The organism is Blautia marasmi (genome assembly GCF_900258535.1).
Taxonomy (GTDB): domain Bacteria; phylum Bacillota; class Clostridia; order Lachnospirales; family Lachnospiraceae; genus Blautia; species Blautia hominis.
The window spans coordinates 2,159,544-2,180,911 of sequence record NZ_OIWX01000001.1; the positions used below are offsets into that span (position 1 = coordinate 2,159,544).

General features: G+C 42.8%; 15 protein-coding genes. 1 reads left to right on the forward strand and 14 read right to left on the reverse strand.

Going from position 1 to position 21,368, the window contains the following annotated elements; all coding sequences use genetic code 11:
- Nucleotides 1-27: 27 nt before the first annotated feature.
- From C6P39_RS09325 to C6P39_RS09380, 12 genes are all read right to left on the reverse strand, one after another.
- Nucleotides 28-681: a GDSL-type esterase/lipase family protein gene (locus C6P39_RS09325; RefSeq protein WP_104803586.1), complete on the reverse strand. Its 654-nt coding sequence runs from the start codon at nt 679-681 to the stop codon at nt 28-30.
- Nucleotides 682-686: 5 nt separating this feature from the next.
- Nucleotides 687-1,529, reverse strand: coding sequence for a carbohydrate ABC transporter permease (locus C6P39_RS09330; protein WP_095174389.1), 843 nt, complete (start codon nt 1,527-1,529; stop codon nt 687-689).
- On the reverse strand, nt 1,516-2,421 hold the full coding sequence (locus C6P39_RS09335) for a carbohydrate ABC transporter permease (protein WP_104803587.1): 906 nt from the start codon (nt 2,419-2,421) through the stop codon (nt 1,516-1,518). Before C6P39_RS09335 ends, C6P39_RS09330 begins: the two co-directional genes overlap by 14 nt.
- Before the next feature lie 114 nt (nt 2,422-2,535).
- Nucleotides 2,536-3,858, reverse strand: coding sequence for an ABC transporter substrate-binding protein (locus C6P39_RS09340; protein ID WP_104803588.1), 1,323 nt, complete (start codon nt 3,856-3,858; stop codon nt 2,536-2,538).
- A 104-nt stretch (nt 3,859-3,962) separates the two neighbouring features.
- Nucleotides 3,963-4,682: a response regulator transcription factor gene (locus C6P39_RS09345; RefSeq protein ID WP_065543913.1), complete on the reverse strand. Its 720-nt coding sequence runs from the start codon at nt 4,680-4,682 to the stop codon at nt 3,963-3,965.
- Complete coding sequence (locus C6P39_RS09350; protein WP_104803589.1) at nt 4,675-6,423, reverse strand: sensor histidine kinase; 1,749 nt, start codon at nt 6,421-6,423, stop codon at nt 4,675-4,677. Before C6P39_RS09350 ends, C6P39_RS09345 begins: the two co-directional genes overlap by 8 nt.
- Nucleotides 6,424-6,505: 82 nt before the next feature.
- Complete coding sequence (locus C6P39_RS09355; protein ID WP_104803590.1) at nt 6,506-11,131, reverse strand: EAL domain-containing protein; 4,626 nt, start codon at nt 11,129-11,131, stop codon at nt 6,506-6,508.
- Between the two features lie 204 nt (nt 11,132-11,335).
- Complete coding sequence (locus C6P39_RS09360) at nt 11,336-12,211, reverse strand: DUF3881 family protein (protein WP_095174384.1); 876 nt, start codon at nt 12,209-12,211, stop codon at nt 11,336-11,338.
- 50 nt (nt 12,212-12,261) lie between these two features.
- Nucleotides 12,262-13,539: a serine--tRNA ligase gene (gene serS / locus C6P39_RS09365; RefSeq protein WP_095174383.1), complete on the reverse strand. Its 1,278-nt coding sequence runs from the start codon at nt 13,537-13,539 to the stop codon at nt 12,262-12,264.
- A gap of 98 nt (nt 13,540-13,637) precedes the next feature.
- Nucleotides 13,638-14,165: a DUF4446 family protein gene (locus tag C6P39_RS09370; protein WP_095174382.1), complete on the reverse strand. Its 528-nt coding sequence runs from the start codon at nt 14,163-14,165 to the stop codon at nt 13,638-13,640.
- Between the two features lie 54 nt (nt 14,166-14,219).
- Nucleotides 14,220-15,143 carry a ParB/RepB/Spo0J family partition protein gene (locus tag C6P39_RS09375; RefSeq protein WP_095174381.1) on the reverse strand — a complete coding sequence of 308 codons (924 nt, stop codon included), beginning with the start codon at nt 15,141-15,143 and terminating at the stop codon, nt 14,220-14,222.
- Nucleotides 15,134-15,910: a ParA family protein gene (locus C6P39_RS09380; protein WP_095174380.1), complete on the reverse strand. Its 777-nt coding sequence runs from the start codon at nt 15,908-15,910 to the stop codon at nt 15,134-15,136. The genes C6P39_RS09375 and C6P39_RS09380 overlap by 10 nt, the downstream gene beginning before the upstream one ends.
- Nucleotides 15,911-17,005: 1,095 nt before the next feature.
- Between C6P39_RS09380 and C6P39_RS09395 the strand changes: the two genes are divergently transcribed.
- Nucleotides 17,006-17,962 (forward strand): alpha/beta fold hydrolase, encoded by a 957-nt coding sequence (locus tag C6P39_RS09395; protein ID WP_095174377.1) that lies wholly within the window; start codon nt 17,006-17,008, stop codon nt 17,960-17,962.
- A 289-nt stretch (nt 17,963-18,251) separates the two neighbouring features.
- Here the strand turns inward: C6P39_RS09395 and C6P39_RS09400 are convergent, their stop codons facing one another.
- Both C6P39_RS09400 and C6P39_RS09405 read right to left on the reverse strand, forming a co-directional pair.
- A complete protein-coding gene (locus C6P39_RS09400; protein ID WP_104803593.1) occupies nt 18,252-19,835 on the reverse strand; it encodes a DUF4340 domain-containing protein in 1,584 nt (527 codons plus the stop codon).
- Nucleotides 19,836-21,335: a GldG family protein gene (locus C6P39_RS09405; protein WP_242987002.1), complete on the reverse strand. Its 1,500-nt coding sequence runs from the start codon at nt 21,333-21,335 to the stop codon at nt 19,836-19,838.
- Between the last annotated feature and the right edge of the window lie 33 nt (nt 21,336-21,368).

Below are 21,368 nucleotides of genomic sequence, written 5' to 3' on the forward strand. Positions count from 1 at the left end.
TATCACCCATGCTGTCCTTCAATAAACTCAGATTTTCAGTATCTCCTCAATACATTTTGCTGCGGCCGTTCCCAGGTCCCTGTGTCCCTCCCGGGTCAGATGGATACAGTCTTTTACCGAAACCTCTGCAGTCTTGTCGGCATCCAGCAGATGGACGCCGTCGATATCCTTCAAAGCAGCCTCATAAGCAGCATAAAGAGCCTTGCTTTTCCTCACAGACTCCTCATCGTACATACCGTAAAAATCAGATTCCGCAATTTCGTCCCGCACCGGTGCCGGGATGATCACCAATACTTCCGGTCTTTTGCCCACCCAGTAGGTATCCGGATTCCGCACCATTCTCACAAGGTTCGCCATACCTGCTGCAATCTCCTTTACACTGGGTGTAAAAATGTGCCGGACATCGTTTGTCCCCAGCATAAGGATCACCAGATCCAAAGGCTGATGGCTCTGCAGGCTGCAGCCCAGAAACTTTCTCCCGTTTCTGTCCGGAGATGTTGGGTCGTCAAACATAATAGTACGACCACAGAGTCCCTCCTCGATTATCTTTGCTTTTCCCAGCAGGCATTTCTGCAAGACCCCGGTCCATCTCACATCATCTCCATACCGGAAGTTTTCCCCCTCCGGTTCAGGATCATGCCCCCAGGTATTAGAATCACCATAACACAATATTCGCTTCATACACTCTATCCTTTCACAGCTCCCAATGTCATTCCTTCTATAAATTTATCACTTGCAAAAATAAATGCAAGGAGCAGAGGGATAAAACTTATCATAGATGCTGCCATTATGGTTCCTGTCAGAGTTCCGTTTAAGTCCTTCATGGAGGCAATTCCCAGGGGAAGTGTTTTCATCATGGTCTCATTTACCGTGATCAACGGCCATGTCAGACTTCCCCACTGCTGAGTAAAGTTAAAGATTGCCAGAAGACTTAACTGGGGTACCGTTATGGGCAGTACAATCTTAAAAAAGGTCCCGTAATTGCTGCATCCATCTATTTTCGCTGCCTCTAAGAGCGAATCCGGAATATCCTTCATAAACTGTGTCATCATATAAACGCCAAAAGCACTGGCCACACCGGGAAAGATCAGAGACTTATATGTATTCACCCATCCCAGTTTAGAAACGATCAGAAAAAGAGGGATCAAGGTCGTCACGCTGGGAATGATCTGGGTGGCGACCACAACGTTAAACAAGACCTTAGAGCCAGGAAACCGTCTTTTTGCAAAGGCATATCCTGCCATGGACGCCACCAAAACCACCAGCACCGTATTACTTCCCGCCACAAAAATACTGTTCACCATCCACCGCAGATATGCCCCTCCCTGCATTTTCAGAACCTCTGTATAATTATCCAGGGAACCGCCGCCGGGCCAGAATTTGGGCGGATAACTGATGATCGCGTTAGTGTCCAGCATGGAAGATACAATGAGCTGCCAGAAAGGAAAAGCAATGATGACTACCAGCAGAAATAACATAAATGCCTTCAGAAAGGAAAAAAATCTTTTCTTCACTCTATATTTGTTCATACCCTTTCCCCCTTCTCTTTGTCTGTTCCTTTTCCCTCAGAAGCAGGTTTTCCAGTCCGTATATGAGCAGGATCACAAAAAGGAATACGAGTGAGGCTGCTGCCCCGAATCCGACCCTGTAATACTTAAAGCTATACTGGTATATTTCATATATTACAGTCTGGGTGGCGCCAAGAGGTCCTCCGTTTGTCAGCATATATACGGATTCAAATATCTGGAACTGCCAGATTGTGTTCATAGTGACACATAAAATAATGGCGTTCCTGATAAGGGGCAGGACCACATAGATCGTCTCCTGGATCACATTTGCCCCGTCAATCCTGGAGGACTCCAGACAGTCCGCCGGAAGGGAACGCATTGCCGACATATAAACAAAGATAAAAAAGGTGCCTCCCTTCCAAAGCTCCAGTATCATAACTGCCATTTTCGCGCTGAATCTGCCGTTGAGCCAACTGATGGGCTTCATTCCTAATACCTGGAAAAGCAGGTTCAGAGGTCCGTTATTCGATAAAATATAGGAGATCAAAACACTGGCAACGACCATGGATATCAGCATGGGAAGAAAATAGATCACTTCGCACACATGGCTGAGCCGTGTTTTTTTCTTGATCAAAAGTGCAAAAAAGATCCCCAAAAACTGACTTACCGGAACTTCAATGAGCATATAGATGAACGTATTCTTAAACGCATTCTGGAAGTCCGGTGTCTGCAGCACATCCTTAAAGTTCTTCAGCCCCACCCAGTCAAATTGTGCCTGCAGAAAATTTCCGTCATGCAGGCTGAGATAAAAAACGTATCCTATAGGTACCACGGTAAAAACAATAAAGAATACCGTAAACGGCAGTAAAAAGCTATAGGATACCGCATATTCTTTGAGTCTTCTCTTATTCATAAATACACCATCCTCCTAAATGACCAAAGGACTTTTGCAATGCAGATACATCCCCACTGCAAAAGCCCTTCTTTCTATCCGGCCTTTCACGGACTGCTTAACAGTCCTTACCGCTTATTCTCCGCTGATTGCCTTCATAGAGTCATACATGGACTGGATGGCGTCTGCAGGTGACTTCTCACCCCTCGCAACATTTTCATACATGATCTTCAGATTCTGAAGCATTGCATTGGCATAATCAGAAGCGGGGCTTACCTGTAATTTCTTGATTCCCTCCGCTGCTACAGCCATGATCTCATCGCCCTCGTACATCATGTCATTGGTGGCAAGCTGTGGGGAGAAGAACCCTACTTCAGAAAGATATATTTTTTCAACTTCCGGCCTGGTGATAAACTCAACAAACTTCCATGCCTCATCCGGATATTTTGTCTGGCTGGAGATTGACAGCATTCCTATATTGGCAAAATTCCACTTAGCGTGCTCCTCATCACCGGCCGGACCCTGTGGAAGCGCAAATGCCCCGAGATCAATGTCCGACGCCTCCTTGATGATATTGGTATAGTGGATCTGCTGCGGGAACATGGCTACCTGTCCGTTATAGAAATATGCCCGCTCCTCATCCCTGTTCGTATATTTTTCAAGGGGCAGAACCACCTGGTCCTCATGGTAAAGCTGGTCAAAGAAAGTTAACCCCTCTACACCCTGGTCATTATTAAACCCGATATTTGTCAGGTTTTTGTTCCACATATCCGCTCCGGCCTGAATAATATAACTCAGGGGCTGCCAGTAATCATCCATCTCATACATCATGCCCCACTGGTCAGTCTCACCATTGCCGTCCTTATCCTGGGTAAGCTTTTTAGCTGTATCTCTCAGTTCCTCCCAGGTCGTGGGAACCTGGGTGATGCCTGCCTCCTCAAACATATCTTTGTTATAAAACATAACTGAATTTAATGCCACAAAGGGTATACCCATCAATTTTCCATCCTGGGAACAATACTCCAGGGCTGATTCCGGATAACCGGCCAATTTCTCATCATCCGCATAATCATCCAGGGAAAGAAGATATCCATTCTTGGCATACAACGGGAACTGTTCTGTCTGAAAGCTGATGTCCGGGCCGCTCCCTGCTGAAAATGCTGCAGTCTCTTTCTCAACCACGGAATCCCATGCCACATTCAGAAACTCTACCTCAATGTCGGGATTTTCTTTGTTGAAGTCCTGGATCATGCCTGCCCATATGTCATCCTCACGGTCTGAATGGGGAGATTTCCAAAACGTCAGTTTCACTTTTTCCCCTGACTCCTTGTCTGAGGCCTCTGTACTCTTATCCCCTTTGCTCTCTGACGATGCGCTTCCACCTGCATCCCCGCCGCAGCCTGCCAGCAGACCCATTGCCATACTTGCACATAAAAACATTGCGATTTTCCTTCTCATTCTCTTTTCCTCCCTTAACTTACTATAGCTTTTTATGCCTTATCTCTTGCTACAGTTATAGTATAGAGGATATCCCCCATCACTTTGAACACAGTATTTTTACATCAATCCTCACATATTTTACTTTTTTTATAATCATTGACTGATATTCCCATATATTTCCGAAAACACCGTCCAAAATAGTCCGGATTCGGAATCCCCACCTTCTCTGCAATCTCATATACCTTCCAATTGCCTGACTTGAGATAATCACAGGCGTGTTTGATTCGGATCTTATTTAAATACTCCACAAACGGGACCCCCGTCTTTTTTCTGAATGTACGGCTCAGATAACTGGAATTTAAATAATATTTCTCCGCCACCTTGGAAAGTGAGAGGCTGCTCTGCGCGTAATTTTCCTCCATGTAATCCCGTATCTGGTCAATCACATCCTTTGCGCCCTCCTCCACGGTCTCAATCTGCCTGCCCACCCGCAGAAGCGCATCCTTCACCTCCTGACGCTTTAAAGGCTTCAGGATAAAATCCACTGCACCGGCACGAAGGGCCTTCTGCGCATATTTGAAATCATCATACGCGGTGACAATGATCACCTTTACCGCCGGATACTTTTCCATTATCTCCTCCGCCAGGGCAATCCCATCCATGATAGGCATTTTAATATCTGTAACTACCAGGTCCGGCATCTCCTCCTGCATACGAAACAGCGCCTCCCTGCCGTTTTGTGCCTCACCCACGATCTTCATATGAAACTCTTCCCAGTTCACAATGATCCTGAGCAGATTTCTGGTACCTACTTCATCCTCCACAAGCATTACTTTAATCATGTCCCTCATCTCCTTCATAGCAAACCGGTACCCGCAGCACAATGGTCGTCCCTCTTCCCTTTTTACTATTGATGGTATAATCAATATCTGATCCGTAAAAGATCCGCATTCGCTCTATGGTACCCCTCAGGCCAAAACTCTTTTCGTTCGTGCTTATATTCTCTCTGTTCAATTCCCTTATTTTATCTTCCTCCATGCCTACACCGTCATCCTCAACCGTAAATTTCAGGTACCCGTCTTCCTCCACTCCTTCCACATACACCACACCCGGCGTTTCCTTATGGCGTATTCCGTGGTTTACGGAATTCTCTACCAGTGGCTGCAGCACCATCTTTAAGATAAATGTCCCCTGTATCTCCGGTTCTACATTGAGCACATAATGCAGGGAATCCCCATACCTTAACTTCTGCAGTTCCAGATAGTCCTTTACCATCTCTGCCTCCTCCCTGACGGAGATCATTTCTCTTCCCTTACTCAGCAGTATCCTGTAATAACTGCCAAAAGCCTCAAGAGCATCATAAACCTCCTCATTTTTCCCGCTCAGTGCAAGATAGCTCATGGCGTCAATGGTATTATAGAGAAAATGCGGTTTCATCTGTTCCTGCAGTGCATTCAGCTCTGCCTTTCTCTTTATTTTTTCTTCCTCATAGACTTTCTCGATCAGGGCGTCGATCTCATCCACCATTTCGTTGTAAGTGCTTTCCAGAATCTCCATCTCTCCGAAAGACCGGTGCCGGTTTTCACGAACTCTGATTTTTTCAAACTTTCTTCCGCTCATACGGTTCATCGAGCCTGCCATCTCCTCCAGAGGGTCTGCCACATAACGCTTCATGATAAAGTAGCCGGTGCCGCAGAACAAAGCCAGGAATATCATAGCCATTGCAAAGATGATGCCGCCAATCCCTGACTGTTCCAATCCGTTCTCTATCTGCACCCCTACCAGCACCTTCCAGCTTATATGGTCTATATCCTGCTGCGCCAGATACAATCTGCTGCTGTTCTTATGACTTTTCAGTGACTCTTTTACCTTAGGGAGGGGCATCTCTGCCTGTGATGTGACGATCTTTCCCGTATCGTCCAGAACATATATAACAGGCACACTTTTTTCATCCAGACCGCTGTAGCTGTCCGTAAAAGCATTCAGATCCATATTGATCATTAAAATCCCCACAGGTCTGTAATCGGTAGGGTTATTGATCACCCGGATAAGGGACACCGTGGTCTCCGCCCTGCTTTGTGTCAGGACCCGGTCCGCATTTAATTTTAAGCAGTAGGACCCCGCCAGTTCCCTGACTTCCTCATACCAGTTTGTCTCTCTGATCTCTTCCGTGCGCAGTGTCCTCACATGGTTTTTATCAATACTGCAGCCGTGGCTGTCCATATCCCACATATAAATACCATTGATATGCGTCTCTGTATCCACAAGTGAGGTAAACTGATGCAGGCTTTCCTTCTGCATTTTTTCATCCTTTATCTCCAGCGCCTTTGTAATGTCGCTGCTGGACAATATGATCCTGGAATAATACGCCGTGTTATCTATGAGGGTTGAAATATTTTTGCTGACTGTATTCAGGGTCTGAGCCGAAAGCGCCTGGGCGGAATCCATGGCATTTTTATCACTGACCCGGTAAAATATGAAAAATATAATACTCCATGATACCAAAAGCAGCGCCATATACAGAAATGCCAGCTTTACAGAGATCCTTGCCTTACCGAGAACTTTCCCCTTATCTCTTTTCATCGTCTCCTCCAATCCGTGCTCCTATCCTTTCATGAATCAGAAATGACAGGTACCATAAGTGATACCTGTCATTCAGCAAAGACTACTTGTCTTTTGCCAGCTCATATCTGATTTCCTTCATCTTACTTTCAAATTTTCTGAAGGAACCCTTCCCATTCATTTTCGCATTGAAAAGCGCAACATCAGCCTTTCTGTAAAGTTCATCGAACTCCCTGCCCTGTTCCGGTATCATAACGTATCCTGCTGACACAGAAAATACGATCTCGTGCTCCCCGTCACTGCGGACCGTGATCATACTTTTCACTACTTTTTCAAGCTTTACGTGTACATCCTTATCTTTGATGCGCTTACAAAATATAAGGAATTCATCGCCTCCTATGCGGCATAAGATATCATCACTCCTGAAAAAGCTTTTCAGTTTCCTGGCATTCCGGGAGATCATCTCATCTCCGTATGCATGGCCGAACACGTCATTGGCCAGTTTAAAGTTGTCCAGATCAAACATAATGATGGCTGCGGATTCCTCTTTGTCCTCCATTTCTGCCAGGTATCTCTTGATCCGCGGTATTGCTGTCTGGCGGTTAAACAGCCCGGTGAGGGCATCCACCTCGGCAATTTTAATAAGACGCAGCTCCTGGTTCTTCTGTTCTGTGACATCCAGGTAGTACCCCACCGCTTTTATGGGAATTCCCTCCTTGTCACAGATGGATTCACCTGCTGCCTTGATCCACATGACCGCCCCATCTGCCTTTATCAGCGGAAACACACACTCCACACCTGTGTCGGATGCAGTGCTGCACAGCTCTTTGATGGCATTTATGAAATAATCCCTGTATTCCTCCGGAACACGTGCTTTATCCAGAAAACAGTACGGAAAATTACTGATCAAACGGGAGGTGTCCTGTTTTCTCCCGGATTTTAAATGCTGTATATCCGACACGGTAAGCAGATTACGGGGAATATCCCACTCCCATCCGTTGATGTCCGCCAACCGCAGCATACTCTCGATCTCTTTCCTTATAAGCCACAGCTCCTGTTCCTTTTTCTTTATAGACGTCACATCCCTGTAAATACAGAAATACAGCACGCCATCCTCATCTTCTCTTATGAATCTGCCATCCACACTGAGCCATATTTCCATATTATCCGGCATTTTGACTTGTATGGTGTCCTGGTAATTTCTCCCGCACCTGACGGCCTCTGCCAGTTTTTGTCTGGTGATCTGCAGCTCCTGGCCCATATTCCACGGCTCTTCATATTCTTCTTTTGTATATCCCAGTTCCCGGAAAAGTCCGTCTCCCAGGATTTCATACTTAAAATTTCCATCCTTATAGTTGATCAGCACCACATTGTCCGAAGAATTTTCCATAAGCATCCGCATTTTGTTCCTCAGTTCAACAGTCTCCGTCACGTCTATGACCACTCCCTGAAAGAATGAGGTACCATGAAAATTCATATGCTTACTCTGGTCAATGACCCATACATACCCATGTTTACCCAAAATCCTGTATTCCAGATTATGAGTCTTTGCGCTGCTGCTCAGACAGTCAACACCGTCGCTGACCAGGTGTCTGTCCTTTGGATGTACCATCCTCATAAATTTATTCTGAAACAGCTCCTGTATCTCACCTCGTGTATAGCCGAACATTTCCAGGAATTTATCACTGATATACAGAAAATCATATTCCGGCGTATCCGCGCACCGGTGATATCCTCCGGGCATGTCATAATTCAGGAATTTCAGCTCCTGGTTCTGACTGAGCAGCATGGAATTCCGTTCTGCCAGCTGCTGCTGCACCATCATAGTCTCTGATATATCGGTACACGCGCTGACGATCGCGATCCTTCCATCCTCTGCGCGGATGATCTTTCCCTTATCCAAAGTCCAGAACCAGGTGCCATCCTTCTTCGGCATACGGTACGTTGTGGTATATTCTACACCGGGATAATACTCACCAATATCATTTGCCACACGCTCCCGGTCATCGGGGTGGATGGTATTTACCACCATTCCTCCAATGGCTGTGCTGAGTTCTTCATAACTTTCATACCCCAGCAGACGGATCATCTCATAATTGGCAAAATAAAGGGGAAAGCCTTCCTCACAGTATCCCCCAATCATTCCGCCCGGCGACATCTGGGCAAAAATAGTGGCTGCGGTCTTCCTGTTTTCCTCCGTTAGTTTCATAAAAGACGCATCATTCTCCGAGACATGCACAACAGCCGAGAGTGCCCTCTGGGATGACTCCAGCATGGCTTCCCTCTCTTTCTGTACTGTCACATCGCTGACTGCCCCATAGTAGATTCTGTGTCCGTCCTGCTCCTTCAGGAAAAACACATGGATATGCATCCAAATGGTTTTTCCATTCCCTTTCAGACGCCTGATCACACCACTGGCTCCTGCCACCTGCTTCTCAAACGCTTCCCGGAATATACCCAGCATTACACTCCTGTCATTCTCATAAATATACCGGAAAATGCGCATTTTATTTTCTTCCAGCTCCACAGGGTCTGTCTCTGTGATCCTGTAATACTGTTCATTGACACGGATAAGTTCTACCTCATCCTTGTACACATCGTAAAACGCAATACCGCCCAGGATATTATTCATCATAGTTTCGCTGAATACATTCTTTCTGAACATGTCCTTAATGCGGAACCGCTCAATCTCCCTGGCCTTGATCCCCCTGAAATCCACCTTGTCCGCATCTATGAGGAGCGGCTCAAAAACCTCCACAGGCATGGGTTTGTAAAAATAATAACCCTGGGCATAAATACATCCCATATCCAGGAGAAACTCCACCTGCTCTTTTGTCTCAACCCCTTCTGCGATCACACGGATCCCCATAAGGCGCGCCATACTTGCTATGGCCTCCAGAATACCTACGCCCCGGTCTGCACTCTCATCACTCATATCCAGAAACTTCATATCTATTTTAAGAATATCCACATTGACATCCTTAAGCATATTAAGAGAGGAATATCCGCTGCCGAAATCATCCATAAGGACCGTAAAACCTGATTTTCTCAGTTTTTCCACAGTCCCTTTGATAATATTATAATTCTCCGCATACGCGCTCTCTGTGATCTCTATTTCTATGAGTGACGGATCCAGTCTGTATTTCTTCACAAGGCCGCAGAAACAGTCCACCACGTCAACTGTATAAATATCAACCCTTGATACATTCACTGAGATTGGAACTGCCCTGTGGCCATTGTCCAGCCATTTTCTCACACTGCTGCATACTTTATCCCAGACATACATATCCAGGTTCGCAATAAATCCGCTGTTTTCCAGCAGGGGAATGAATTCGTTTGGAGGCACCAGTCCCCTCTCAGGGTGGATCCATCTGACAAGTGATTCCAGACCTATGATCTTACCTGTCATCATATTGCATTTTGGCTGGGCGTAGAATACAAACTCTCCGTGTGTCAGTGCTCTCTGCACCTCCGAGAGAAGCATATGGTTTTCCTCTATTCTCTGCATCATGGCCGTGTCATACCAGGATACGCGCTTTGCATAATTTCCTTTTACGGACTCAAGTGCTATAGACGCCCGGTCATACATTGTGCTCACCGACAGATTCTTATCTGTTATCTCAAACATTCCATAGGCCGGAAGAAATCCCGCATTTCCTCCGTACTGCTTCACGAAGAAGAGGATATCATCCTGCAGACGCTTTATAGCCTTTCTGTCATCAGGCAGTATAATGACAAAATCATCATCTCCCACATAGCCGGCGATCCCTTTTTCGCTCTCCTGGGCCTTGTTCAAAAAACCTGCCACTTTCACAAGAAACCGGTCCCCGGCCTCCTGTCCATACCATTCATTGAAAATTTTAAAATGCTCTATATCAACAGCCATCAAGCAGTATTTCTTCTCTTTTTCGGCTTTCAAAAACTCCTCGGCTCTGGCAAAGAAAATATTTTTCTTATAAAGCCCCGTGAGACTGTCATAATAATTTTCCTGGATCAGGCTCTGCCTTTCTTGTTTTATCTGCTTTGTTTTCTGCGTGTTTATATCCTGGATAAAACACATAATGATCTTGTCTCCGCCCGCGCCATACCGAAGGGGCACAACCGTCTGAAGGACCCAGCAGTATTCCCCGTTCTGCATCTTCTTTCTGCACTGTCCCCTCAATACGTTTTCTGCGGAGTCTTTTGCCAGTCTCAGCATAATATTGTGTAAGTTCCAGAACTCGTAATATCCCTTCCTGTCCTCCGGGTGGATCAGTTGTTCGGCCATATCACCAAGCATCCGGGTAAGACTGCCTGTGGGCGGCGCCGGAGGGTATTTGCCCTCCATTTGGTACAGCACTTTATATGTATTCTGCGTAATATTCAACTCATACAATTCATCGTATGCGGTAAGGCTTGTCAGATTAAAGAACAGACTCTTATTTCCCTCATGTATCTCCTTTGCCAGCACCATGCTGCAGATACCGGCTCCCGGCCAGTCAATGGTACCGGAATTGACTTCCACCCATTTCTGTACTTTTTTATTATAGAAAATAGCGTTGTCCTTGACTTTGCGAATCAGGGGGCACTCTCTGCAGGGTTCATCCTCGCTGCACAGAACCTCATAACAGATCTGTCCGCATGCCAGTTCAGGAAATGTCTTCTTCAGCTCCTCATTGTAGCTGACAATCCTGTAATCACCATCTATAATATATATCTTACTGTTTTCATTTCCCGATAGCTTCTCCATAAGACCTCCAACGCGTCTCCTGCACCGTTAATATCTCCATTATAGTGCTTAATGCACATAAACGTCAATGCGTTTGATTCTCATTTATGCAATTCCACCAATCGCTGCGGGGCACATGGTTCCCGGTCATACACAGAACCGTCCTGAAAGTATATATCAAAAAAAGGTACCGGACATGGTCCGATACCTTTCAATCTTCCTGATCTAGAAATGAATGCTTCCCTGAAGCCAGATAACACCTTTAAAACGGCGCCCCACCTCAGGCTCGCCCATCAGATCATTGGTGTTGATACACACATCAATCTCTAAATCATTGCAGGAAATCCTAAGTTCATACACTTCTTCATTTGTCATAACGTTTCTTACTCTGGAACAGTCCAGGATTTCACCCATGACATTATACAGGTCACATTCCATCCCGTAGGGCATAAAATATGTATCTACAATAGAGTACACATCTTCATTTGGAATTCTCCCGGAAATCATGGAATAGATATCAATATCCTCCATGGTCAGATTTTCCATGGCATCCTCATCCCCATTCCGGGCTGCCGCTATCATGCGGTTGCGGTTAATGGTATTTTCTTTATCTTCTTTTTCCTGCTTCTCATCCTTTGTGACAGGAAGAAGGATCTTTCCCTCCTTAGCCAGGGCCGCAAGGGTTATGGCATAGGAGCCTCTGGAGTAATTCCCATGGCTTCTCTCTGTGAGGTATTCCCCTGCATTCTGCAGATAAAATATAATGGTAACTCCAATTCTCACGTCATCACAGGCACCTGCGTAAGACTCTTTCCCTGCATGTTTTTCGATTACCACATCCTCCTGGGTAGTAATCCCGGTGCCGCGGAAATACGGAAAATAATATTCCATTTGAAATTCATTATTCTCATCATATTCTCCGCAGACCGTTATCCCAAAATCACAGCCATAGGTTTTAGAGATTTCCGCAAACAGATGTTTTTTTCTGTCTTCTACCACTGTCTTCTCATCATAATGTAAAATTACATCACTAAGAATCCGGTCCACCTCTTTTTTTCCGTTTATCCCGGAAAACCCAATGGATTTCAAATAACTGTGCAAATAAGTACCTCCGTCTGGTTAAGGTTTACATAACTTTGTTTACATAACATTTATTTAATCTCTGTCATCCCGCCCATGTAAGGTCTCAGGGCTTCCGGAATCCTTACAGAACCATCTGCCTGGAGATTATTTTCCAAAAATGCGATAAGCATTCTGGGGGGAGCGACAACTGTATTATTTAAGGTATGCGCCAGATACTTGCCATCTTTCCCATTTATGCGAATTTTTAATCTTCTGGCCTGGGCATCCCCCAAATTGGAGCAGCTTCCCACCTCAAAATATTTTTTCTGTCTTGGGGACCACGCCTCAACATCCACGGATTTCACCTTCAGATCAGCTAAATCTCCGGAGCAGCATTCCAGTGTACGCACCGGAATATCCAGGGAACGGAATAAATCTACGGTATTCTGCCATAATTTTTCAAACCACGCTTTGCTCTCCTCCGGTTTGCAGACAACGATCATCTCCTGCTTCTCAAACTGATGGATTCGGTACACACCGCGCTCTTCCAGTCCGTGTGCTCCTTTTTCTTTTCTGAAGCAGGGGGAATAACTGGTCAGAGTCTTTGGCAGTTCTTCCTCCGGTATGATGGTATCTATAAATTTACCGATCATAGAATGCTCACTGGTTCCTATCAGATAGAGGTCTTCACCCTCAATCTTATACATCATGGCATCCATCTCTGCAAAACTCATAACGCCTGTGACCACATCGCTGCGGATCATAAATGGGGGTACACAGTAGGTAAAGCCTCTGTTGATCATAAAATCCCTGGCGTAAGATATGACAGCAGAGTGCAGCCTTGCAATGTCGCCCATTAAATAATAAAATCCATTACCAGCCACTTTTCTGGCGCTGTCCAGATCAAGGCCGTTGAATCGCTCCATGATCTCCGCATGATACGGGATCTCGAAATCAGGTACCACCGGTTCCCCGTACTTCTGGACCTCAACATTTTCGGTATCATCTTTTCCGATGGGTACCGTAGGGTCAATAATATTGGGAATAGTCATCATGATGGTCTTGATTTTTTCTTCTACTTCTCTCTCCTCATTGGAAAGACGCTCTACAGTCTCAGCATTGGCTGTAACTTTCTTTTTTACTTCCTCTGCTTCCTCTTTCTTTCCTTCCTTCATCAGGCCGCCAATCATTTTGGAAATCTTATTTCTCTCGGCTCTTAAAGCCTCAACTTCCTTTTTGATATCGCGGTTTCTTTTGTCCAGCTCTATCACTTCGTCAACCAGTTGTAATTTATTGTCCTGAAACTTATTTTTAATATTCTGTTTTACAAGATCCGGGTTTTCTCTTAAAAATTTAATGTCTAACATCTCAGTTCTCCTTTTGGTTTCACAAGTTTATTTACATAAGATTAAATAAGATTAATTGCAGCTGTTCCGTATCCTCATAGTTACAATTATGCTCTTTATTAATCTTCTAATTCAGTTTCCTGCAAAATACCGAAGTTTACAGCCTGTCTCAATGCCTCTACCTCTTCTTCACTCAATACTACATAGGATTCCCCATTTACGATCTCTTTAATATAGAGAAAGCAATTTTCTCTGCTATGTATGGCATTCAACAGAAAACCGGTATTATTTTTATCAAGCATGGCAAGTACAAAACTTAGTTTTCCTCCCATGTCCTCAAAGGCATCATATTTTACAATACCGTATTTGTTCAGGGACTTGTCCATGACTTTCCATATTTTCTCAATTTCCTCCCCGTTATCATCTGTGGAGCGTACCAGTTTTTCAATCAAATCAAATTTTCTTTTAAACAGCCGTTCAAGGGATTGTCCATCCTTCCCCTTCATGAACAGCGAATATTTTCTGTTTAGCCGATTCAGTCCCAATGAAAGGTTAAATACGCAGATCAGCAGTATGATCACTACTACCAGCAGTAAAACCATCAATATTCCGGAGTGAGACTGAAGACTTTCTAATAAACTACTCATCTGTTGTTCACAACTCCCTTATTTTTCTAATCGTATAACTGTCCATTCGCGCAGTTACCTGATTGTTTCCAGTAGTTCCACAATACGTTCCAGTTCATCCTTAGAGTAATATTCTATTTCTATTTTCCCCTTATCATTGTTCTTCCGGTGTATTGCTACCTTTGAACCGATAATCTGTTTTATTTTTTCCTCCAGGTTCTGATAGACCAGATTCTGTGCTTCGTCCACAGGCTTTTCCGGTTTTTCCGGTACGGGATTCAAGATCTCTTTTACTAGTTTTTCCGTTTCCCTTACACTTAATTTTTCATCAAATACTTTTGTTGCTGCCATGACCTGAATTTCAACATCCTCTATTGCCAAAAGTGCCCTGGCATGTCCTGTTGTGATCATCTCGTCAATGAGCATCTGCTGCACGCGCTCGTCCAGCTTTAAAAGACGCATGGAGTTGGTCACTGCAGTACGGCTTTTAGATACTCTCTCCGCGATAGCATCCTGTTTCAGATGAAATTCCTCCATGAGACGCTTGTAGGCCACTGCCTCCTCGATCGGGTTTAAGTCCTCCCTCTGGATATTCTCAATAAGAGAGATTTCTACTGCCTCTTGGTCTGAAAACTCTTTGATGATAACAGGAACTTCTTTGACACCCGCCAATTTAGATGCTCTCCATCTACGTTCACCGGCAATGATCTCATAATAATCGCCTTTTTTCTGTACAAGAAGAGGCTGTAAAATTCCAAACTGTTTTATTGACTCTGCCAGCTCCAGCAGCGCATCTTCCCCGAACTGTTTTCTGGGCTGTTCCCTGTTTGGTTCTATCATTGACATTTTAATGAGCTGTACAGACCTTTCATCTTTTATGTCAACTTCCTTTGTATTCTCAGCAGGTGCCGGGGCAGGGCTTTTCTTTTTGACCTTAGCACTGGTATCCGGAATCATGGAATCAAGTCCTTTTCCAAGTCCACCTTTTCTTACTGCCATTCTTCATCCCCCTTATGTAAAACTTCTTCTGCAAGAAGCTTGTAACTCTCTGCTCCTACAGATCTTTTATCGTACATTGTAATTGGCAGTCCATAACTGGGTGCCTCAGCAAGCCGCACATTTCTCGGTATGATTGTTTTATAAATTGATTGGTTCAGATTGCTTTTTACATTTTCTACTACCTGCAGGGAAAGATTTGTCCTTGCATCATACATGGTAAACACTACACCTTCAATAACAAGTGAAGGATTTAAACGTTCCTGCACTAACTCTATGGTGTGGATGAGCTGTGTAAGTCCTTCCAGAGCATAGTATTCACACTGAATGGGCACAAGAACGGAATCTGCGGTTGTCATTGCATTAATTGTCAAAATGTTAAGTGATGGAGGGCAATCCATAATGATGAAATCATATTTGTCTTTTATGCTGTCAATATGATTTTTTAATAAAAATTCTCTGTCTTCTACTCCTACCAGTTCAATCTCAGCTCCGGCCAGGTTCACATTGGACGGGATGATTGATAGGTTTTCAAATACGTTTTCAATCAGGCAGTCAGATAAATCGCAGTCCCCGAGAAGCAGTTCGTACAATGTGGCGTCTAAGTTTTCTTTTTCTACGCCAACACCGCTTGTGGTGTTTCCCTGAGGGTCGATATCTATAATGAGGACTTTTTGGCTCATTTCTGCCAGGCAGGCGGAAAGATTAATGGCTGTTGTGGATTTGCCTACGCCGCCTTTTTGGTTTGCTATAGCTATAATTCTTCCCAATTATACTCTCCTCTTTTCATCTGTGTGGAAAAGTTTTTGATATTTTTTGATTGTGATATACGTGTTTATTATAGCATTAATTGTGGAGTATTTCTACAAGAATGTTTCACGTGAAACATTTTTTTATTGGGAATTTATTGGTTATATTGTATATGGGAAAAATGAGGAGGGGTGGACGGTGAAAATGAGGAAGGGCGGACGGTGAAAATGAGGAAGGGCGGACGGTGAAAATGAGGAAGGGCGGACGGTGGAGAAGGAGGTGGAGGGCGTTGGGAATGGGGTGAGTGAAGCGTTCCGCTGTCCGGAAGCTAACCTGCTCCCAGACACTAAATTCATCGGCAATGGCCTCTTCATTAAGTGTCTGGGGCAGGTGGATCTTCCGAACGCTCCACTGAGACATCACTCACCCCATTCCCAACGCCCTCCACCTCCTTCTCCACCTGGTTTTCTCTGGTATGCAGTAGTGTATGAGATGTTTCACGTGAAACATTTATTGGTAAATTTATTTATCCCTTTGTAGATTTTTAGTCTATGGTTTAGTTTTAAGTCTACAGTTTAATTTTTATTGATGAGATGGTTTTTGTATGAGGTCTTATTTGCAGTTGTGAAAATGTTAAGTGATTAATTTAATCGTAAATCATTAGTAGATTTGTCAGTTTAGTTGGTAGGCCGTATGGTTTATTTTATAATCAAAAAAATCTTACATTTTAAAAAGTCAATGATGAGTAATGGATGTATTATTGTTATTATTGTTGTTATTATTGTTGTTGTTATTATTATTTTTTTTGTTATTGTTGTGATTATTATTGTTGTGATCGTTGTGATTGATAAATTACTGATTGTAGCTGTCAGTTACTGTTTACATACACTGTACCGAGAGGGGTTTTCATGTCGGAAGAATGAAAATCCTGAGGCAGCCAGCGCGATATGAGGCAGAATGAATCATATTTGTGGATTGCGGAGCGTGTTACTGGACACGGAGGGAACAGTAACAGCTGTCAGGGTTATGAAGAGTTGCTATTATTTTAAACTTGTATAATTGACTTTAATGTTTTATAATATTAGTATATTATTTTTAGGGAGGTGGACGGTTTTATGAAGAAATCTAAGCATAAAATAATTACGGCTAGTATACTTTTTTCTATTGCTACGGGTATTATTTATGTGATTAATCGCCTTATATTTGGAACTGCTGTGTTGAAGGAAATGTTAAAGTCCACAGCTAACAATTATTATAATTGGCGATTTGGGAAGATATATTATAAGAAGATTGGTTCTGGGTCACCGGTTTTGTTGGTGCATGATTTGACTGTTTATAGTTCAGCCTATGAATGGAATCGGATAGTGGATAAGTTGGCAGAAAACCATACGGTTTATGCGATTGATCTGCTGGGGTGCGGGCGCTCGGATAAACAGAGGATAACTTATACTAATTATTTGTATGTGCAGCTTATATCTGACTTTATAAAGAATGTCATTCATGAGCGGACAGATGTGATAGCTAGTGGGTATTCGGGTTCTTTTGCTTTGATGGCTTGTCATAATGAGACGGATTTGTTTGGTAAGATTGTGATGATCAATCCACCGTCTTTGAATGCTTTGAATAAGATTCCTGATAAGAGAAGTAAATTGTATAAGTTTTTACTAGAAGTACCTGTGTTTGGAACATTGGTTTACAATATGATCACTTGTCAGAGTAATATTCAGTTGTTATTTACTGAGCAGTATTTGTATAATCCTTTTAATATGACAGCAGAGTGGCTGGATACTTACTATGAAGCTGCGCATAAGGGTATGAGTAGTTCCAGATACTTGTTGTCCAGTATGATTGGCAGGTATACGAACAATAATATTAACCATGCTTTGAAAGCCATTGACCAGAGTATTTTTATTATTGAGGGTGAGGCTGAAAGAGAAGGTAAGGATGTTATCAGCCAGTATACTGAATGTAATCCTGCTATTGAAGCCATTAGCTTAAAAGGAGCAAAACATCTGCCACATATGGAAACACCGGAAAAACTCATGGAACAATTAAGTATATTTCTTGATTAAATGTTTCACGTGAAACATAAAAGGGAGAACAGTGATATAGATATCGCAGTTCTCCCTTTTATTCATGATTATAGAAAAATGATAATGATTGGTTTCTATTATTGTAACTATTCAATAGGTCTGTGCATTCACTGCGCTGACCGTAAGAAAGTACACTATACCACGGCCAAGCAAAAATCCCATCGCCAAAGGCGATTCTGCATAGGTTTTTGCTTGTAACTGTGAGAATACTAAACAGTTACCTATTATTTTATAAATAAGTTATTGTGCAAGGATTTATAGATGTTGATCATGATTCTTTATTTTGTTTTTCTAAAAACGCATCGAATGCTTCTGTCAGTTCTTTTACTTTCATTTTGTTAACTAACGATGCATTTCCTTTGCTGTCTTTAACAAGATAAAAATTGGAATCATATGCATAATACTCGACTGTAACATCAACACCATTTTCTTTGAAGAAGTGGACTTTCATTTCGGGTGTGTTTTCTGTATCTGGCACTGTGTCTAACCACTCTTGGCATTCCATGCTGCTGATCAAACTGTAGAACTGAGAAAAACCATCCAATTCTATTTCGTTTCCGTTCATATAGTAGGTTGTAACCGTGGTGGTTTCTTTTTTTTCTGAATCAGTATCCTCCTTATCATCTTTATTTTCATCTTTGTTATCTTTTTTACTGTCATCCTCTACTGGCTGTTCTTCTGTTTTTTTGGTAAATTCATAAGTATTTCCGTCTTTTTCTATAGTAACTTGATCTAAGTCAGCAAATATATAATCTGAAACATAGGTACTTAGGAATTGATTTACCTGTGCATTTAAAAAGGCTTCAACGGTAGAAGAACTTAATGTGTAAACACCTGACTGGCTTTGAAGTTTTGCATAATAGCTGCCATCTTCTTTCTGACTTCCTATTAACAGGATTTCCTGTTTATCAACCGTTATTTTTTCTTCTGTATCCGAATTATTTTCTGAGTCACTGTTTGAGTCCGTGTTGGCACCGTCATCTCTTGTTTCATTGTCAGAGTCAGTATCTGCACTATCCTTTTCAGCATCGTCAGAAGATTTAGTCTCTGTAACTTGATAATTTATAGTCATAACTATGGGGTTATCCAACCCATACTGGCTTAAATCATCGGTGTTTTGAGTTATAAACTCTGACCAGGACATACTTGTTATAGGATTGGTAAACTCAGAAACCTGGGAACTTCCCGCATCTTTTTTTGTTCCATCCCAATTTGTTACAGCCCATCCTGTAGTGGAACTGCTGTCTTTAGTCACAGTAAATGTCTGGCCATTTTTATCAATCGATACACCTGTGATATTTGATATGGTTGGAAAAGCTTCTTTTTCTGCTAAATCACTGATATTGAACTGCAACGCGGTAACAATAGTTGAAGAAACCATATAAACTTTTTTATTATCTTCATTTACTGTCATATAACTGCTGCTTGTTACGGAATTTGTATCCCCAAACTGAAGCGTTTGCTCATTTCCATCTTTATCTTTAAGATTCACAGTGACTGCAGGGCTGTCTAAACCGTATTCCCCTATATCTTCCGGTTCTTCCAGGATTCTGTCAGCAGCTATTTTTTCAAATTTATTTATGATTTCTTCAAATGCCGACTGATCCAGAGGGAAGGTTTCATCTGCATCATACTTCCAGGTGTCATCTGTTTTTGTAAATGTATAATCTGTATCACCGGTTTTGAACACTGCTTGGCTGAGATCATTCACGTCAATTTCAAACGCTGTCTCTGTTGATTCCTCCGTATCCCCACTATCCTTTTTGCTGCTGTTATGAAGAACTATATAAAACACCAGCAGCAATGCCAATACTACTATGCCTGCAATTAGTGCTGTATTTTTTTTCTTCATTTACTGTTTTCTCCTCTTCATCCAGATTCCGCCGCCTAAGATCACTAAAAATGCCGGTACTATTGCCATAACAAATATGCTCCAGAAGCTGGCATCCGCTGCAGGTATGGTCAAAGTAGTGGTATCTAAGCTCTTGCTTGGAATAGAAATTGCGCTTCCCTCTTCGTTTGCACACATCCAGTTGACAGAAGCAGAGACCAGTTCAAAGTTTGCACCTGACACCATTGCGTCCATACTATCATTAAAGAGTGCCTCCGAGGAATAGTATACAATCTGGGTTTGTTTATCATCTTCCAGATCCTCGCTGATCGCTACACCGACATTAAAAGGTCCATCAATGTCTCCACTTTCTTTCTCCATAGTTTGCATATTTTCCACATTTACTTTGCTGTATGCACTGTCTGAAGTAGTTAAAATGTTTTGTATGGTCAGACTATCCCTATAATTATCCACTGTTTCAATTCCCTGGGCCAGAGGCATCAGGATATAACGGCTTCCGGAAGAAAGATTAGAGGTAATTTCATTACTTTCTATATTCGGAAGTAAATAGGACGGGTTTTGAGAGATATAGTGATTGGTATCAGTTTCCAGTATGATGCCATCCACGGTTTTCACGCCGTAATTTTCCAAAACTGAGGCAAAATTCGGCATCTCATCACCTGTATAATTGGATACGATCAAAGCTTTGCCGCCGTTTTCAAGATAGGATATGATTTTCTGTGCCTCATCCTCCGAAATATCTTTTGCAGGTGCAAATATAAACAGACAGTCTGCATCTTCCGGAACAGTATCCATTGTAAGCAGATTCAAGGATTGAATATCAATATTCGCCTTTTGTATCATATCCTTTAGAGATTCACTCATTGTTGATTCATCATGACCTTCTAAGGTATACATTACAGGCATATTATCAGATGTTACATAATTGATCGCACTGGTGAGCTGTCCTTCCCCGTCAAAGCCGGTCACCTCACTTGAATACGTCTGATAATTTACAGATGTCTCATACATAGAGTTATAATCCACCACTTTATTTTTATCACCGGAAACCACAATAACACTGTTGTTGTTTACCCCTTCTGTGGTGTACTGGGAAGTAAATTTAGGATTCACTGCAGGGTCCTTTTTCTCTACTTTTACATGGTCACTGCTTTCCTCGTAGCGCTCCAGCAGTTTTTCGATATCGCTGCTCTCAGAGCCGTTCTGTGCTATATAATATAGGGTGACGTCCTTATCCAAATTTTTTAACAGCTTTTTTGTCTGATCTCCGATGCTGTACATTTTCTGTGTGCTTAAATCTATTTCCCTGAATTTTGAGGGCAGTTCCTGTATCAGCAAATTTACAACTACCAAAATTGCCACGAAAACCGCAACAACCCCCATACTGTACGTTCCATGTCTCAGATTTTTCTTGTTTTTTCGTCTGTTTTCTTTACTGTTACTAATAATTTTCTTAATATCAATTTTTTTCTTACTAATATTACCTTTTGATTCTTTCATATCTGCATTTTCTCCTTTCTTCGACCTCCAAAA

Excerpts from the sequence above, each read along its gene's own strand:
- serS (WP_095174383.1), bottom strand. The coding sequence starts at position 13,539 with ATGTTAGACATTAAATTTTTAAGAGAAAACCCGGATCTTGTAAAACAG.
- C6P39_RS09375 (WP_095174381.1), bottom strand. The coding sequence starts at position 15,143 with ATGGCAGTAAGAAAAGGTGGACTTGGAAAAGGACTTGATTCCATGATT.
- C6P39_RS09345 (WP_065543913.1), bottom strand. The coding sequence starts at position 4,682 with ATGATTAAAGTAATGCTTGTGGAGGATGAAGTAGGTACCAGAAATCTG.
- C6P39_RS09395 (WP_095174377.1), top strand. The coding sequence starts at position 17,006 with ATGAAGAAATCTAAGCATAAAATAATTACGGCTAGTATACTTTTTTCT.
- C6P39_RS09370 (WP_095174382.1), bottom strand. The coding sequence starts at position 14,165 with ATGAGTAGTTTATTAGAAAGTCTTCAGTCTCACTCCGGAATATTGATG.
- C6P39_RS09340 (WP_104803588.1), bottom strand. The coding sequence starts at position 3,858 with ATGAGAAGGAAAATCGCAATGTTTTTATGTGCAAGTATGGCAATGGGT.
- C6P39_RS09400 (WP_104803593.1), bottom strand. The coding sequence starts at position 19,835 with ATGAAGAAAAAAAATACAGCACTAATTGCAGGCATAGTAGTATTGGCA.
- C6P39_RS09405 (WP_242987002.1), bottom strand. The coding sequence starts at position 21,335 with ATGAAAGAATCAAAAGGTAATATTAGTAAGAAAAAAATTGATATTAAG.
- C6P39_RS09335 (WP_104803587.1), bottom strand. The coding sequence starts at position 2,421 with ATGAATAAGAGAAGACTCAAAGAATATGCGGTATCCTATAGCTTTTTA.
- C6P39_RS09350 (WP_104803589.1), bottom strand. The coding sequence starts at position 6,423 with ATGAAAAGAGATAAGGGGAAAGTTCTCGGTAAGGCAAGGATCTCTGTA.
- C6P39_RS09355 (WP_104803590.1), bottom strand. The coding sequence starts at position 11,131 with ATGGAGAAGCTATCGGGAAATGAAAACAGTAAGATATATATTATAGAT.
- C6P39_RS09330 (WP_095174389.1), bottom strand. The coding sequence starts at position 1,529 with ATGAACAAATATAGAGTGAAGAAAAGATTTTTTTCCTTTCTGAAGGCA.
- C6P39_RS09325 (WP_104803586.1), bottom strand. The coding sequence starts at position 681 with ATGAAGCGAATATTGTGTTATGGTGATTCTAATACCTGGGGGCATGAT.